Source organism: Anaerosalibacter sp. Marseille-P3206 (assembly GCF_900155565.1).
Lineage (GTDB): Bacteria > Bacillota > Clostridia > Tissierellales > Sporanaerobacteraceae > FUHM01.
Genome location: NZ_FUHM01000002.1, coordinates 1,759,827 through 1,775,976 on the forward strand (window position 1 = coordinate 1,759,827; position 16,150 = coordinate 1,775,976).

Below are 16,150 nucleotides of genomic sequence, written 5' to 3' on the forward strand. Positions count from 1 at the left end.
GTGATGGCGTGGGGCTAAAGAAAATATTAGAATATAGATGAACAATAAATATTATTCTCTCTTTATTAAGAGAGAATTTTTAATACATAGGAGGGAATACCATGGAAATTGTACTTGAAACTAAAAATTTGAGAAAAGAATATGGTTCAAAGGGAATAATATTTACAGCAATAGAAGATATAGATTTAAGCGTAAATAAGGGTGAGTTTTTAGGAATAATGGGACCATCAGGAGCTGGAAAGACAACACTTTTAAATATGTTATCTACAATTGATAGACCTACTTCTGGAGAAATATATTATGAAGGTAAGAATATTGGTAATATGAAAAATAGGGAGCTTTCATTATTTAGACGAAATAATATAGGTTTTATATTTCAAGATTTTAATTTGTTAGACAGTATGTCAGTTGAGGATAATATGGCACTACCCCTTGCTCTTTCGAAAGTTAATGTAAGAGAGATAAATGAAAAAGTAGAAAAGTTGAGTAAGTTCTTTGGATTAAAAGAGCAACTAAAGAAATATCCTTATCAACTATCAGGGGGACAAAAGCAGAGAGTGGCAGCAGCAAGGGCTCTTATTACTTCTCCATCTATAGTTTTTGCAGATGAACCTACTGGAGCATTGGATTCTAAATCTTCACAAGAGTTGTTGCAATGTTTATCTCAAATGAATGAAGAGTTCAACACAACCATAATAATGGTCACTCATGATGCATTTGCAGCAAGTTATTGTAAGAGGATTTTGTTTATTAAAGATGGAAAAATCCATGCAAGAATAGACAAGGATTCATCTAGGAAAGAATTCTTTAAGAGGATCATTGATTTCCTTGGTTCTATGGGAGGTGGAACGGATGAACTCTTTTAAAATAGCTATTATTAATTTCAAGAGAAATATAAAGACTTATGGATTGTATCTAATGGCAATGATTTTTTCCGTAGCAGCTTATTACAACTTTTTATCTATGAGGTATAATCCACAGTTTTTAGAGTCAAAAGATGTATCAATTTATATAGAAGGTACATCCCATATAGCTTCTATGCTTATGATAATGTTTTTAGTATTTTTCATAGTGTATTCTAGCAACTTTTTCTTAAATCAGAGAAAAAGAGAAATAGGAGTCTATGCTTTTATGGGAATTGACAACTACAAAATAGCATTTATCTTTGCGTCAGAAGGATTATTGCTTGGAGTATTGTCATTAGCTATTGGATTAATCATTGGAATACTATTTAGCAAATTGTTTATGATGATACTGGCAAAGGCAGCTCTTTTAGATATTACAATTAAGTTTTATTTATCAAAAAAAGCTATTTTGGGTACTGTAATTGCCTATTCAATTATTTTAATTATTACATTTTTAAAAGGATATTTGGATATTATTAGAACAAATTTGATTGACTTAATGAATTCACTAAAAAAAGAAGAAGAACTTCCAAAAGTTAATTATTTTAAGGGAATTGCTTCAATAATAATTATTGGTGTAGCATATTTTATTGCAATTAACTATAAAAAGGTAGGTTTTGAAACAGCTTTTATGGTTACAGTTCTTCTTATAATATGGGGAACTTATTGGCTATTTGGTTCTTTTTTCTCTATGGTTGTAAGGCATTATATTAACAAAAAATCTTATCTATATAAAGGAGTAAATATTATTAGTGTTTCAAATATAGCATTTAGAATTAAGAACAACTATAGAACCCTTGCAGCAGTAGCAGTATTGATAACCACTTGTATAACTTGTTTTGGCACAGTTAGTTCTCTTAAATACTATGTGGAAAAGAACCATAAAGTTGAAGTTCCTTATACTATTTCCTATATTTCCAATAATGAAGAGGAAATTGGGAAAGTAAATGAAATTGCGGAAAGTTCAAATCATAAAATTGAGCTTATGGAAAAGGCAAACTTCCTTTATGTACCTGAAAATGAAGTTGTATTGATGAAGTTATCTACTTTTGAAAATGTAATATCAGATTTAAAAGTAGAAGATATGGTATCTAAATTTAAATTATCAAAAGATGAAGTTGTTTATATAGAAAGACCTGGGACAATGATGTCTATATTAGGAAAACAGAATAGTATCAATATAGGTGATAAGAAATATGATATAAAGCTCAAAACTAAAATTCCCCTTTTAGGAAATGGAGTAAATTTTCCTTGTATAGTTGTTAATGACGAGGAATATGAGGTATTGAAATCACAATTTGATGAAAATCAGTTTAATGGAATTATCCTAGATAATCCAGATGATACAAAGGATTTAACATTTGATTTAGCCAAAGTATTATCAGAGGATTCTAGACTATTTACTTATTGGATAGCTGGTGTAACATTTTATGATTTTGCAGGGATTGTCTATTTTATAGGTGCTTTTTTATCATTGGTATTTGTATTTGCAACAGGTAGTATAATCTATTTCAAGACTTTAAGTGAATCCTTTAGAGATAAAAACAAATATGAAATACTTAAGAAATTGGGAACTACGGATTTAGAAATATATAGTTCAGTTTCAAAACAGGTAGGCATATTCTTTATACTTCCACTAATAGTTGGAATAGTTCACAGTATAGTTGCCATTTCAGTATTGAGCGATATGATGAATTATGGTTTAGTTGTGCCAACAGCAATAAGCATAGGTGTATTTGCACTTGTTTATGGGATATTTTATATATTTACTACAAAAAAGTTTATAGCAGTGGTTGACTAGCCAAATCAAATATATGCCCCCGGCACTAACTTACTAACTTTTGCCCTTATTTTATTTGAGACATCTATCAAATATTAGGGTATAATATTAAATAATAGACTAAATAGTAAGGGTGAAGAATTATGCCAAAATTTATAGAAGTAAATAATGTGGAAAAGATATATAAAATGGGGGAAGTTGAAATAAGGGCATTGGATAATATATCTTTTTCCATAGAAAAAGGTGAGTTTGTTGTAGTGGTTGGACCTAGTGGAGCGGGAAAGAGTACTGTATTAAATTTATTAGGGGGCATGGACACTCCAACTCATGGGGAACTAATAGTTGATGAAAGCAATGTAAGTAATTATTCTTCTAGAGAATTAATTACTTATAGAAGAGAAGATATAGGTTTTGTATTTCAATTTTATAATTTAGTACAGAATTTAACTGCATTAGAAAATATAGAATTGGCAACAGAAATATGTAAAAATCCTTTTGAACCAGAGATAGTGTTAGAACAAGTAGGTTTAAAGGATAGAAGAGATAATTTCCCTAGTCAATTGTCTGGGGGAGAACAGCAAAGGGTAGCCATAGCTAGAGCATTGGCCAAAAATCCTAAGCTATTACTATGTGATGAACCTACTGGAGCATTAGACTATAATACTGGAAAATCAATACTTAAACTATTGCAAGACACTAGCAAAAATAATAATATGACAGTGATTGTAGTTACTCACAATTTAGCTATTGCACCTATGGCAGATAAGGTAATAAAGATAAAGAATGGAAAAGTAGAAGAAGAATTGAAAAATAAAAATCCACTACCAGTAGAAAGGATTGAGTGGTAATATGAAACGTTCCTTAATGAAAGATACCTTTAGAGAAATTAAAAATTCCCTAGGACGTTTCCTAGCTATATTTGCTATAGTAGCATTGGGAGTAGGTTTTTTTGCAGGTGTTAAGGCTACTGCACCAGATATGAAAATTACTGCAGATGCTTATTTCGATGATTATAGACTGATGGATTTCTATTTGATTTCTACTTTGGGATTTAATGAAAAGGATATAGAGGAAATTTCAAAACTTGAAGAAATCCAAGGATTATCTCCAAGCTATTCTATGGATGCAATATTTCAAGATGGAGATAATGAAAAGGTAATAAAGCTAATATCTTTACCTATAGAAAAAGCAAAGGACAATGATGAAGATTATATAAATAGAGTCAAATTAATAGAAGGAAGACTACCAGAAAACCCTGGAGAGTGCTTGGCGGAAAGTGGCAGTATCAAAGAAGAATCATTATCTTTGGGTGATAAAATCAAATTAGGTTCTGGAACAGAGGAAGATATTTTAGATAGCTTAAAAAGAGACGAATATACTGTAGTTGGATTGATTGAAAATCCTCTTTATATAGCTTTTGACAGAGGAAGTAGTAATATTGGAAATGGTAAAGTACACAGTTATGTTATGATTCCAGAAGAAGATTTTGATTTGCCTGTTTATACTCAAGTATATTTAACAATAAAAGGGGCTAGAGAACTTCAAACATTTGATGAAGAATATGATAAACTACTAAGTCATATTAAAAAAAGCTTAGAGGATGTAGGGAAATTAAGAAAAGATTTAAGATATGATGAAATAGTTCATGAGGCCAATGAAAAGCTAGATGAAGGAAGAAAAGAATTAAAAGAAGGAGAAGAAAAACAAAAAGAAGAATTATCTAAAGCAGAAAGTGAGCTAAACGATGCAAAGAAAAAAATAGAAAAAGGTGAAAGTGAATTAAGGGACAAAGAAACCAAATTTTACAATACCATTAAATCAGCAGAAAATAGAATAAAAGAAGAAGAAAACAAACTTAAATTAGGTGAAGAAGAATATTATGCAAATATTAGTTCTTTTAAAGATAAAAAAGAAAAGGCAAATGAGGAATTCAAGCTAGCAGAAGAAAAAATAGCCAATGGAGAAAGGGAATTAGCAACAAAAGAAAAAGAAATAGAACAGGTAAGGCTGGGATTAGACTATATTGAGTCTGAAGCAGAAAAAGCGAAAACCTTCGCTATGATCGAATCTTATGAGAAGGAAATAGAAAAGGCAAAAGAGGAAATTTCCATATCTAAGATGGAGCTAAATAAGGGGAAAGAAGAGTTAAGGCAAGGAGAATTAGAACTAGAAAAGGCTAAAAAGGCTATAGATGAAGGTAAGAATAAATTAGAAAATGAAAAGGTTAAATTAGAAGCTTCCAAAAAAACTGCCTTAAAAGAATTTGAAAGTGGTCATAGGGAATTGGAAGATGCAAAAAAAGAATACAAGGAAGGCTATGAGGAATATCTAAAAGCTAAAAGAGAATCTGATGAGGAAATAACTAATGCTAAAAAGAAAATAGCCGATGGTGAAGAGGATTTAAAGAATTTAGAAAAGCCTAAATGGTATATTTTAAAAAGAAATCAAACTAAAGATTTTATTGAATATGAAATGGCTGCTGACAGGATAGATGCAGTAGCAAGTGTGTTTCCTGTGTTTTTCTTAGCTATTGCTATTTTAGTGTGTTTAACTACTATGACACGTATGGTAGATGAGCAAAGAGCATATATAGGTAGTTTAAAGGCCATGGGGTATTCAAATATGTCCATAGCATCAAAATACCTTATATATGCACTTATGGCGAGTATAAGTGGTAGCATAGTAGGATTAATCATAGGATTTAGAGTATTACCTACTGTAATATTTAATGCCTATAGGATAATGTATATCATGCCTCCTATCATAATAGGGTACAATTTAAGTTATGCTATATTATCCACTTTGGTAGCAGTACTAGCTACAACATTGGCAGCACTAATAGCTTGTTATGGAGAATTAAGACAGACACCTGCTAATCTTTTAAGACCAAAAGCTCCAAAACCAGGGAAGAGGATTTTGTTAGAGAAAATAAATTTTATTTGGTCGAGATTAAAGTTTTCTCAAAAGGTTACAGCAAGGAATTTATTTAGATACAAAAGAAGATTTTTTATGACCATTATAGGAATAGCTGGTTGTACTGCATTATTATTAGCAGGATTTGGGCTTAAAGATTCTATAATGGCTGTTGCTACTAAACAATTTGATGAGATAAATAGATATCAGATGATTATAGATCTAAAGGATGCTATAGGAGTAGGGGATAGTAGCAAGTCCTTAGATGTATTAAAAGATGACGAAAGAATAAAAGAATATATATTGGTAAAAGAACAGACCTTGGATATAGGTAAAGGAAATAAAGAGGAGTCTATCAATATAATAGTTACGGAAAACCCAGATGATATTGGAAAGTTTATTATACTTAGAGACAGGGTTACTGGTGAAAGTTTATCAATAGAAGAAGATGGAGTAATACTTTCAGAAAAAGTGTCTGAACTAATTGATGCTAATATTGGAGATGAAATATATATAATAGATGAAAATGATAAAAAAGTAAATGTGAAAATTACAGGTATCACGGAAAACTATGCCAATCATTATCTATATATGTCTCCTACTTTGTATGAAAAAACATTTGCTAAAGATATAGAATATAAAAGAATTTTGGTTAATACCACTGACACCGAAAAATCATTTGAAAATAAGCTCTCTAGGGATTTGCTGAAAAATAAAGATATAAGTTCTATAGATTTTATTACTAGTTTAAGTAAAGATTTTAATAATGCGCTAGATAGCCTAGATTATGTGATTATGGTATTGATATTTTCCGCTGGGGCTTTAGCTTTTGTAGTATTGTATAATTTAACCAATATAAATATTTCTGAGAGGATTAGGGAGATAGCTACTATAAAAGTATTAGGTTTTTATGATGAGGAAGTTTCAAAATATGTCTACAGGGAAAATACAATTTTAACCATAATAGGGACAATATTCGGGCTAATATCGGGAATATTTCTCCACAAGTTTATTATAATCACTACAGAAATTGAGTTTATAATGTTTGGAAGAGAAATAAGGGCTATTTCTTTTGTATACTCAGCTATTTTAACATTAGTGTTTGCAGCATTGGTTAATTTGGTAATGCATTTCAAACTGAAGAAGATAGATATGGTTGAATCATTGAAATCAATAGACTAAGCCAACTTAAATATAAGCCCCCGGCACTAACTTACTAACTTTTGACCACGGTAATTTTCCGTGGTTTTTTCTTTTTGTTTGTCAAACAAAAAGAACCGTCCCCGCTGTTCGTCCCCGCTGTTCGTTCGTTGTCGTTGCATTTTACATTTTACATGGATTTTACATACACCAAATTCTAGATTTTACATTCATGCCTTATTATTAAACATGTAAACAAAATATATGTAAAGGCGGGATATGATGAAAAAGTTGATTAGTAAAAGGTGGATTAGTATTATGATGATTACAATTTTAGTTGCAGCTATTGCAACTGGCTGTACAGGTAATAGTAATGCAAGTACAACAGATGATAAATCATTTAACTTAGAAAATGAAATAGTAGTTGTAACAAGAGAGGAAGGTTCAGGTACTAGGGGAGCTTTTGTAGAATTGTTTGGTATAGAAGTAAAAAATGAAGATGGGACAAAGACTGATAGGACTACAAAAGAGGCAATTACTCAAATGAAAACTGACACAGTTTTAACCACTGTTGCAGGCAATGAATATGCAATAGGTTATGTATCCACAGGTTCACTAAATGATACAGTTAAGGCAATCAAAATTGAAGGGGCTGAACCTACTACAGATAATATTAAAAATGGCAGTTACAAAATAGCAAGACCATTTAATATTGCTACTAAAGGTGAGATGAATGAATTAACTAAAGATTTTATTGATTTCATAATGAGTAAAGAAGGCCAAGAGGTAGTTTCAAAGAGCTATATATCAGTAGATGATAGTGCAAATTCATATAGTGGGACAAAACCTTCAGGGAAAATAGTTGTTGCAGGTTCATCTTCAGTTACACCACTTATGGAAAAGCTTAGAGAAGCATATTTAGAAATAAATCCAAATGCTGAAATAGAAGTACAACAAAGTGATTCATCTTCAGGTATGAAAGCTGCAATAGATGGAACTGCTGATATAGGCATGGCTTCAAGAGAACTAAAGGATAGTGAAAAAGAAGAACTTGATGATATTGCCATAGCATTAGATGGAATAGCAGTAATCACTAATAATGCTAACAGTATTTCAGAACTAACAGTAGATGATGTACAACAAATATTTATAGGTGAAAAAACTAAATGGAGTGAAATTGAAGAAAAGTAGGGATGATATGATATCAAAACTAAAAGAAAAAACAATGGAAATAGTATTTTTCATAACAGCTTGTGTTTCTATATTATCATTGATATTGATATGTATATTTATGTTTGCAAATGGTGTACCTGCAATTAGAGAAATTGGGTTAATGAAGTTTTTACTAGGTAGAGATTGGTCCCCTAGTAATATTCCCCCTTCATTTGGCATATTTCCAATGATACTTGGCTCCCTATATGTAACTGGGGGAGCCATATTATTAGGAGTGCCAATAGGAATACTAACAGCTATTTATTTGGCAAAATTTTGTCCTGAAAGATATCATAAATATTTAAAGCCAGCAGTGAATTTAATGGCAGGCATACCTTCAATTGTATATGGCTTTTTTGGACTTATAGTTTTGGTTCCAGTAACTAGAGAAATATTTGGAGGAACGGGAAATAGCATATTAACTGCCTCAATTCTATTAGCTATTATGATATTACCAACTATTATAAGTTTGTCGGAATCTGCAATACGAGCAGTTCCCAAAGATTATTATGAGGGAGCAATTGCCCTTGGTGCAACTCATGAACGTGCTGTTATTTTTGCAATGTTGCCTGCTGCAAAGTCAGGGGTTATGTCATCCATAGTACTTGGAATAGGTAGAGCCATTGGAGAGACTATGGCTGTGGTAATGGTTGCAGGAAATCAAGCTAGAATGCCAAATGGAATTCTTAAGGGAGTGCGTACTCTTACTTCAAATATTGTTATAGAAATGGGCTATGCTGCTGATTTGCATAGGGAAGCTTTAATTGCAACAGGTGTTGTATTATTTGTATTTATTTTGATTATAAATGGGCTGTTTTCAGTATTAAAAAGGAAGGTGGTTTAGATGAGTAAGTTTATTAGATTTATGGTTAAGCTATCTGCTTTTATTACCTTTTCAATACTATTTTTTATCATTGTATATATCTTAATTAAGGGTGTACCTTATCTTAAGCCATCATTATTTTCACTAGAGTATAATACCGAAAATGTATCACTTTTCCCTGCAATTATTTCTACAATAATAATGACATTTTTATCATTGTTAATTGCAGCTCCAATAGGTATATTTACAGGCTTTTATTTAGTCGAATATTCTAGTAGTGAAAATAGATTAGTTAAGATAATAAGGCTAACAACTGAAACTCTATCTGGAATACCTTCTATTGTATATGGACTATTTGGTTTACTGTTTTTCGTAACTTATTTAGGTTGGGGTTTTTCTATTTTAGCTGGAGCTTTTACCCTTGCTATTATGATTTTACCGCTAATAATTAGAGCTACTGAAGAAGCTCTATTGGCTGTAGACGATAGTTTAAGAGAGGCTAGTTTTGGTCTAGGGGCAGGGAAACTTCGTACAGTGTTTAAAATTGTACTACCAGTTGCTATTCCTGGAATATTGTCAGGAATAATACTAGGGGTAGGTAGGATAGTGGGAGAAACTGCAGCTTTGGTGTATACTGCTGGTACAGTACCACAGATACCTAAAAATTTATTTTCCTCTGCCAGGACTCTTTCTATTCATATGTATGCTCTCTCAAGTGAAGGATTATACACAAATGAAGCTAATGCAACAGCAGTAATTCTTTTGATTGTGATTATAGGAATAAATGGACTATCATCCTATTTGACTAAAAAATTGTTAAAGGGGAATATAAATGGATAAGATTAAAATTGATAATATGGATTTGCACTATGGAGAATTTCATGCTCTAAAGGGTATAAATATGAATATTGAAGAAAAATGTATTACATCTTTTATCGGTCCTTCTGGTAGTGGTAAATCTACACTGCTAAAATCTCTAAACCGTATGAATGATTTAATAGATGGTTGTAAGATTACGGGAAATATTTTTTTAGATGGAAAGGATATTTATGATAATATTGACGTAAATAATTTGAGAAAACGAGTAGGCATGGTATTTCAAAAGCCAAATCCCTTTCCCATGAGCATATATGACAATATAGCTTTTGGCCCTCGTACTCATGGGATCAAGGCTAAATCAAAACTAGATGATATAGTGGAGAAAAGTTTAAGAGATAGTGCAATATGGGATGAAGTAAAAGATAGACTTAAAAAAAATGCATTGTCATTATCTGGAGGACAGCAACAGAGGATTTGCATAGCTAGGGCATTGGCAGTAAATCCAGAAGTACTTCTAATGGACGAACCAACAAGTGCCTTAGACCCTATATCTACAGGGAAAATAGAGGATTTAATTCAGGAATTAAAAAAGGATTATACTATTATCATTGTAACTCACAATATGCAACAAGCAGCAAGGGCTTCTGATAAAACTGCCTTTTTTCTAGCGGGAGATTTAATAGAATTTACTGACACAGAAAAGCTGTTTTCACTGCCAAGGGATAAGCGAACTGAAGATTATATTACTGGGAGATTTGGTTAAACCATTATGGAAGGATGATAATTGTGAGAAATAAGTTTTATAGGGAATTAGAGGTTCTTAACAATGAACTTATACAGATGGGTTCAATTGTGGAAAATGCAATAGAAAATGCTATAATAGCATTGAGAGAAAAAGATATGGAATTGGCACAGAAGATTATTGATAATGATGATGAAATTGACAATATGGAAAAGGCTATTGAAAGCAGATGTTTAAAATTATTAGTTCAACAACAACCAGTAGCAGGAAATCTTCGTTTGATTTCATCTATTTTTAAGATGATAACCGATTTAGAAAGAATTGGAGATCAAGTAGAAGATATATCAGAGATAACTTTGAGAATAGGAAATAGCAAATTGATAAAAGAGCTTACTCATATACCTCAAATGGCAGAAGCTACAATGAAAATGGTCAATGATAGCGTAGATGCCTTTGTGAATAGGGATATGGAATTAGCAAAATCAGTTATTGTACATGATGATGTAGTGGATAATCTATTTACAATAATAAGAGATGAGTTAATAGATTTGATCAGAAATGATATAGACAATAGAGAACAGGCTATTGATTTGTTAATGATAGCAAAGTATCTTGAGCGAATTGGAGATCATGCTGAAAATATAGCTGAATGGGTATTGTTTTCAATAACTGGAAAGCATGAATTTCAAGAAAACATATAGAGGTGAGCATATGCCTAAAATTTATTGTGTGGAAGATGATGAGAGTATTAGAGAACTTATAATCTATGCGTTAAAAAATAGTGGATTTGAAGCAGAAGGTTTTGAAGAAGGAGAGGAGTTTTTTTCTAGACTTAATTTTTCTAAGCCAGATTTAGTCATACTAGATCTTATGCTTCCCGGGGAAGATGGCCTTACTATTTTGCGAAAGATAAGAAACGATGCAGATACTAGAGAAATGCCAGTTATTATACTAACAGCAAAATCAACTGAATATGACAAGGTAAAAGGTCTAGATATGGGCTCAGATGACTATGTTACAAAACCCTTTGGCGTAATGGAGTTGATATCAAGAATAAAGGCTGTTTTAAGACGAACTTCAATGAAAGAAAAAGATGAGAATGTATTGATATTAGAAGGAATTTGTCTTGATTATCATAAGAGAATAGTAACAGTAGATGATGAGCCTATTAATTTAACTTACAAAGAATTTGAACTACTATACTATTTACTAAAGAACAAAGATATAGTTCACACAAGAGAAAATTTGATGAATCAAATATGGGGATTTGATTTTGAAGGAGAAACTAGGACAGTTGATGTACACATAGGAACCCTTAGAAAAAAATTAGGTGATTATGGGGAATTAATACAGACTGTAAGAAATGTGGGTTACAAAGTAGGTGAACTAAATTGAAAAAGAGGATATTTAAAAACTTTTCTATTTTAGCAATTATAACAGCTATATTAACAGCAGTTCTCATAAGTGTTATTTTTTATAATTTTTATATTACTTCAGAATGGGAATCACTAAGAAATACAGGATATATTCTAGCTAATACAATGACAAATGAAAAATATAGGGATTTTAATTATTTAAATAAGATAAAAGATCAAAACTCAAATCTTAGATTGACAGTAGTAGATTCTAAGGGAGTTGTATTATTTGATTCAGATACTGATGAAAGCAAAATGGAAAATCATTTAGAAAGGCCTGAAATAAAAAGTGCAATTGAAAATGGAAGTGGGGAATCAACAAGGTATTCTTCAACACTGGGAAAGGATACTCATTATTTTTCTATACTACTTTCCAATGATCTGGTGTTGAGAATTGCTAGGGATTCAGAAAATATGTTTTCTGCATTAAGTAATATATTACCATGGATATTGGTAATTCTCATACTTGTAATATCATTATCATTTCTCATGTCATCATTACTAACTAAGAAAATACTTAAACCAATTCAAGGAGTAACAGAAAATATTGATCAGCTTATTAAAGGAGTAGAATTAAAAGAAGTGGAGATTTATGATGAGTTACTGCCTTTTACTAAAGCTGTTAATAGACAAAGTTTGGAGATCAAAGAATATATAAAAAAATTAAAAGAAAAGGCAGATACAATACAGGTGATAACTCAAAATATGAGTGAAGGATTTATGATAATTGAAAAAAATAAGAAGATTGTTTTAGTTAACAATAGTGCTATAAGATTATTGGAAGCTAGAGATGATAGGGATTATTATGGGGAAAATTTCATAGTATTATCTAGGGATATGGAGATAAATAAAGTATTAGAAAAGGTATTGGAAAATGGAGAAAATAAGGATATATTTATTCATTTGGCGGACAGATATCTAAATATTTATATAAATCCAGTAATGAATGATGGTGTGGTTATAGGGGCGATGATGTTAATAGTGGACAATACAGATAAATATAAGGCAGAGAAAATGAGAAAAGAGTTTTCTGCAAATGTATCTCACGAATTAAAAACACCACTAACATCAATAAACGGATATGCAGAAATTATAGAATCAGGTTTAACGAGTAGAGAAGATACTATTAAATTTGCAGGAACAATAAGAAAAGAGGGAAATAGACTTCTTGAATTAATTGATTCAATTATAAAATTGTCAAAACTTGATGAGGATTTTGAAGAGAAAGAATTTGAATTAGTAGATTTGTATGAATTGGCAAATAACACTGTTGAAAATTTTTCTATAGTTGCAGAAGAGAAAAATATAAGTCTTAATGTTGAGGGAAGCCACAATCAAATACAAGCCAATAAAAGTATGATGGAAGAACTTCTATACAATTTAATAGACAATGGAATAAAATACAATAAAACAGGTGGCAGTGTAAATGTGAAAATTGAATATACACCAAGCTCAACGATATTGACGGTAACTGATACAGGTATAGGAATATCAAAAGTAGATCAAGAAAGAGTGTTTGAAAGATTCTACATGGCAGACAAGAGTAGAGGTAAACAAAGCACAGGTTTAGGACTTTCCATAGTAAAACATATAGTAGAATACCATAATGGCAAAATTACACTAAAAAGTGAAAAAGACAAAGGAACAGAAATAACAATAGAGCTAAATATATGCCCCCGGCACTAACTTACTAACTTATTGTCGCAAGGTGACAGAAGAATTCTCCTGTCACTTTTTGGGTTATCTCAAGGCAAGATGGAAAGGTAAGGTGGATATTGTTTAGATTCTATTTTTGGGAGAAAGAATGAAATTAAAAATATTTGTAGAATAAGCAAACCTAGTAAGAATTTTCATGTATGAAAACAAAGATTAAGTCGAGGTATATGTTTATAAGGTGTTGACTTAAGATATATACAAGAATTATTAGGATATTCTAGTTCAAAGACTACAGAAATATATACCCATGTAACCCTGAAAAGCATACAAAATATTTCTAGTCCACTTGATATGATAGTTAGCAGGGATAACCAAGTTTAATCTGAAGGTTATGTTATAAGTATTAACGACAGTTAGAAACAATGACTATAAGGGATATTAGACGACGTATGTCGTGAAAGCGATAGTTAGGTGAAATAAAAACTTTCTGTGTAGAATGCAATTTGTTGATACCAGATTGTTTATTTAAAGTAAATATTGCATAGCAATAATTACATAAATGATAGGAGGGTTTGCATTAATGGATTTTGTTAAACAAATTATTGACTACATTCCGATTAATGAGCAAGAAACACAAGACAAGAAAATAATTCTAGATTATATTAAGTTGTTTCCTAAAACTGTATTATTAAGAGATAATGAAGTTGCTCATATTAAGTCCTTGTCATCATATATACACAAATGATCTCTAACAAATTTTTCAGCAGTATAATTAGTATTTTGTATGTCCTTAGGATATTTTAGTGATGTCACTATTTTTATTTTTATATTCTTTAAGTTCATTTTCTGTCCACTCAAAATTTTGTTTAATTATTACATTAGTGCCATTTATGTTAGAAAGACACAGTGGTTTTGCATCTAATTTTATATTAGTTTTCGAATCCTTCTGTATTGCATTATGCTGCTCTTTTAGTTTTTTTATCATATCATCTTGAGAAATTAATAAGGAAAAGCTATGTGTATGGTTATTTTCATTTTTTTCAAAATTAATATCTATGACATTTTTCTCATTAATATTTATTCTAAAAAATTTATAGCCTTCAGGTATATTATCAGGTACTTTAAATTTAAAATCAATGAAGTCCATTGCCCTATCTAGAGTAGTAAAGTGTTTAGTGGGGGAATAGAATGAAAATTCGCTATTTTTATCTTTTAAGTTTGTAGCATTTGTCAATGTTGTGGTTCCAAGTACTATAAATAGCACAACAGCTATTATAGATATTTTATAGGAATCTTTTTTAAACCTTTTTATCATTGTAATTCTCCTTTCAATTTGAGATTTACTTTCATAAAAGTTCACAGGAAGTATATCAATGGATTGGCTGTTCTTGTACAGGAAAGTTTCAATCTTGATCCTTTTTCAAGAAGTCTATTTATCTTTCTACAGTTCCTTTGTTATGTAGAAGAACGCCTTCTTATCCTATTGTATCTATACAGGAAATGATTATGTCCTGTAATCTTTACGCATCTTTCTAGTTCTATACGAAAAGTATTATATAGCGAATCATCTGACATATAAATAAAAATTGGACGAATTTTTTTAAAAATATAATTTTCTAATTCTTCAAAGGAGGCATTACTGTTTTTTAATAGATAGAATTTATAGATAACATTAAATACATCTGGATAATTCTCTTCATTATAGTTTGCTTCCTTTGCTTCTAATGGGACATCTATTCCTGTAATGGTAGAAATCACATTCAAATAAATTGCTGTGGGTAAAAAGAGTTCTTTAGATTCATTCAGTACAAACAATAGAAGCTCAAATGCAAATTCATATTCTTTCCTTTTTAAATAACCTATAGCAGTATTGTATATGTATATAATTATTTGTTTCTTATCTTTATGTATATGTTTTTTGAAGAGAGGCAATATTTGTTTTACTTCATCATTCCATTCATTTGACTTCATTTCATCTATTAAGTCTAATTTAATAGAGTAAGTTCTTAATAATCCAAGAATATTATCTTTTTCCATATAGATTTTTTGGACTTTTAATAAATTCTCTGTGGCTTCAAGATAGTATTTTTTTCTTATGAGAGTATTTATATAATTACATTGAAGTCGAAGAGATTTAATGTTTTGCAAACTGACAACTTGGTTTATTTCTTCTAAGTCTTTTAAATTGCCAAAATTATAAAAGTAACTATGTATTCTATCGGCTAGTATTAGCTGTATGCTGGATTCATATATTGGGAGTAGTTCTAAGCATTTTTTTATATCCTCTTCTAAATCAACTGTCAAAAAATTTTGTATAAGATTAATTACGTATATGAGTTCCTTTTCGAGTACAAAGTTTTCGTAAGGGGTAAGAGCTTTCGTATAATCAATAATTAAGTTATTTAATAATTCATCATTATAATTTTCAAAAGCATCGATGATCTTTTTATGAAACTTCTCATGTATTACTGATAGGTCTTTTTCATAATTGTATTCTAGTCCCAATTTTTTAAGTAGTTCATCATATATGTCATCATTTTTAATGATTTTTGTATTTTCTATGGCAGAAAGAGTAGTAGGAGAACATATATACTCTTCATCGTCTTTGACGAAGTCATTTATACCCCATGAATCAGGATGGCTCTCTTTATAGTAATTTGTTCTATAAAATTTAATTACAAGACCTAATTTCATTTTATGATCATTAGGAATATCTAGAAAAACCATTTAAACACCCCTCTTATA

At 30.5% G+C, this 16,150-nt stretch carries 14 protein-coding genes; 12 read left to right on the forward strand and 2 right to left on the reverse strand.

Annotation, left to right across the window (positions count from 1 at the left end; genetic code table 11):
• Positions 1-101: 101 nt before the first annotated feature.
• The 12 genes from BQ9840_RS09750 (at position 102) to BQ9840_RS12550 (ending at position 14,150) form a co-directional block, all read left to right on the forward strand.
• The gene (locus BQ9840_RS09750) at positions 102-866 is read left to right on the forward strand and encodes an ABC transporter ATP-binding protein (protein ID WP_077369606.1); all 765 of its coding nucleotides are present in this window, start codon (positions 102-104) and stop codon (positions 864-866) included.
• Positions 853-2,706: an FtsX-like permease family protein gene (locus tag BQ9840_RS09755; protein ID WP_077369607.1), complete on the forward strand. Its 1,854-nt coding sequence runs from the start codon at positions 853-855 to the stop codon at positions 2,704-2,706. The genes BQ9840_RS09750 and BQ9840_RS09755 overlap by 14 nt, the downstream gene beginning before the upstream one ends.
• Before the next feature lie 122 nt (positions 2,707-2,828).
• Positions 2,829-3,533, forward strand: a complete 705-nt coding sequence (locus tag BQ9840_RS09760) for an ABC transporter ATP-binding protein (protein WP_077369608.1) — start codon at positions 2,829-2,831, stop codon at positions 3,531-3,533.
• A 1-nt stretch (position 3,534) separates the two neighbouring features.
• The gene (locus BQ9840_RS09765) at positions 3,535-6,780 is read left to right on the forward strand and encodes an ABC transporter permease (protein ID WP_077369609.1); all 3,246 of its coding nucleotides are present in this window, start codon (positions 3,535-3,537) and stop codon (positions 6,778-6,780) included.
• Positions 6,781-7,020: 240 nt separating this feature from the next.
• The gene (locus BQ9840_RS09770; RefSeq protein ID WP_077369610.1) at positions 7,021-7,929 is read left to right on the forward strand and encodes a substrate-binding domain-containing protein; all 909 of its coding nucleotides are present in this window, start codon (positions 7,021-7,023) and stop codon (positions 7,927-7,929) included.
• A gap of 7 nt (positions 7,930-7,936) precedes the next feature.
• On the forward strand, positions 7,937-8,794 hold the full coding sequence (gene pstC / locus BQ9840_RS09775) for a phosphate ABC transporter permease subunit PstC (RefSeq protein ID WP_200804970.1): 858 nt from the start codon (positions 7,937-7,939) through the stop codon (positions 8,792-8,794).
• Positions 8,795-9,613, forward strand: a complete 819-nt coding sequence (gene pstA / locus BQ9840_RS09780) for a phosphate ABC transporter permease PstA (protein ID WP_077369611.1) — start codon at positions 8,795-8,797, stop codon at positions 9,611-9,613.
• Positions 9,606-10,355 (forward strand): phosphate ABC transporter ATP-binding protein PstB, encoded by a 750-nt coding sequence (gene pstB, locus BQ9840_RS09785; protein WP_077369612.1) that lies wholly within the window; start codon positions 9,606-9,608, stop codon positions 10,353-10,355. The genes pstA and pstB overlap by 8 nt, the downstream gene beginning before the upstream one ends.
• A gap of 14 nt (positions 10,356-10,369) precedes the next feature.
• Positions 10,370-11,035 (forward strand): phosphate signaling complex protein PhoU, encoded by a 666-nt coding sequence (gene phoU / locus BQ9840_RS09790; RefSeq protein WP_200804918.1) that lies wholly within the window; start codon positions 10,370-10,372, stop codon positions 11,033-11,035.
• Between the two features lie 10 nt (positions 11,036-11,045).
• On the forward strand, positions 11,046-11,729 hold the full coding sequence (locus BQ9840_RS09795; RefSeq protein ID WP_077369614.1) for a response regulator: 684 nt from the start codon (positions 11,046-11,048) through the stop codon (positions 11,727-11,729).
• Entirely contained in the window at positions 11,726-13,435 is a 1,710-nt protein-coding gene (locus tag BQ9840_RS09800) for a sensor histidine kinase (protein ID WP_077369615.1), read from the forward strand. The genes BQ9840_RS09795 and BQ9840_RS09800 overlap by 4 nt, the downstream gene beginning before the upstream one ends.
• Before the next feature lie 550 nt (positions 13,436-13,985).
• Positions 13,986-14,150: a hypothetical protein gene (locus BQ9840_RS12550; protein ID WP_159436139.1), complete on the forward strand. Its 165-nt coding sequence runs from the start codon at positions 13,986-13,988 to the stop codon at positions 14,148-14,150.
• Positions 14,151-14,195: 45 nt separating this feature from the next.
• Here BQ9840_RS12550 and BQ9840_RS09810 read toward each other — a convergent pair whose 3' ends face one another.
• Both BQ9840_RS09810 and BQ9840_RS09815 read right to left on the reverse strand, forming a co-directional pair.
• Positions 14,196-14,720 (reverse strand): hypothetical protein, encoded by a 525-nt coding sequence (locus tag BQ9840_RS09810; RefSeq protein ID WP_077369616.1) that lies wholly within the window; start codon positions 14,718-14,720, stop codon positions 14,196-14,198.
• A 140-nt stretch (positions 14,721-14,860) separates the two neighbouring features.
• A complete protein-coding gene (locus BQ9840_RS09815; RefSeq protein ID WP_077369617.1) occupies positions 14,861-16,132 on the reverse strand; it encodes a hypothetical protein in 1,272 nt (423 codons plus the stop codon).
• Positions 16,133-16,150: the final 18 nt, after the last annotated feature.

Coding starts and splice junctions, on each gene's coding strand:
- BQ9840_RS09750 (WP_077369606.1), top strand. CDS start 102: ATGGAAATTGTACTTGAAACTAAAAATTTGAGAAAAGAATATGGTTCA.
- BQ9840_RS09755 (WP_077369607.1), top strand. CDS start 853: ATGAACTCTTTTAAAATAGCTATTATTAATTTCAAGAGAAATATAAAG.
- BQ9840_RS09760 (WP_077369608.1), top strand. CDS start 2,829: ATGCCAAAATTTATAGAAGTAAATAATGTGGAAAAGATATATAAAATG.
- BQ9840_RS09765 (WP_077369609.1), top strand. CDS start 3,535: ATGAAACGTTCCTTAATGAAAGATACCTTTAGAGAAATTAAAAATTCC.
- BQ9840_RS09770 (WP_077369610.1), top strand. CDS start 7,021: ATGAAAAAGTTGATTAGTAAAAGGTGGATTAGTATTATGATGATTACA.
- pstC (WP_200804970.1), top strand. CDS start 7,937: ATGATATCAAAACTAAAAGAAAAAACAATGGAAATAGTATTTTTCATA.
- pstA (WP_077369611.1), top strand. CDS start 8,795: ATGAGTAAGTTTATTAGATTTATGGTTAAGCTATCTGCTTTTATTACC.
- pstB (WP_077369612.1), top strand. CDS start 9,606: ATGGATAAGATTAAAATTGATAATATGGATTTGCACTATGGAGAATTT.
- phoU (WP_200804918.1), top strand. CDS start 10,370: ATGATAATTGTGAGAAATAAGTTTTATAGGGAATTAGAGGTTCTTAAC.
- BQ9840_RS09795 (WP_077369614.1), top strand. CDS start 11,046: ATGCCTAAAATTTATTGTGTGGAAGATGATGAGAGTATTAGAGAACTT.
- BQ9840_RS12550 (WP_159436139.1), top strand. CDS start 13,986: ATGGATTTTGTTAAACAAATTATTGACTACATTCCGATTAATGAGCAA.
- BQ9840_RS09810 (WP_077369616.1), bottom strand. CDS start 14,720: ATGATAAAAAGGTTTAAAAAAGATTCCTATAAAATATCTATAATAGCT.
- BQ9840_RS09815 (WP_077369617.1), bottom strand. CDS start 16,132: ATGGTTTTTCTAGATATTCCTAATGATCATAAAATGAAATTAGGTCTT.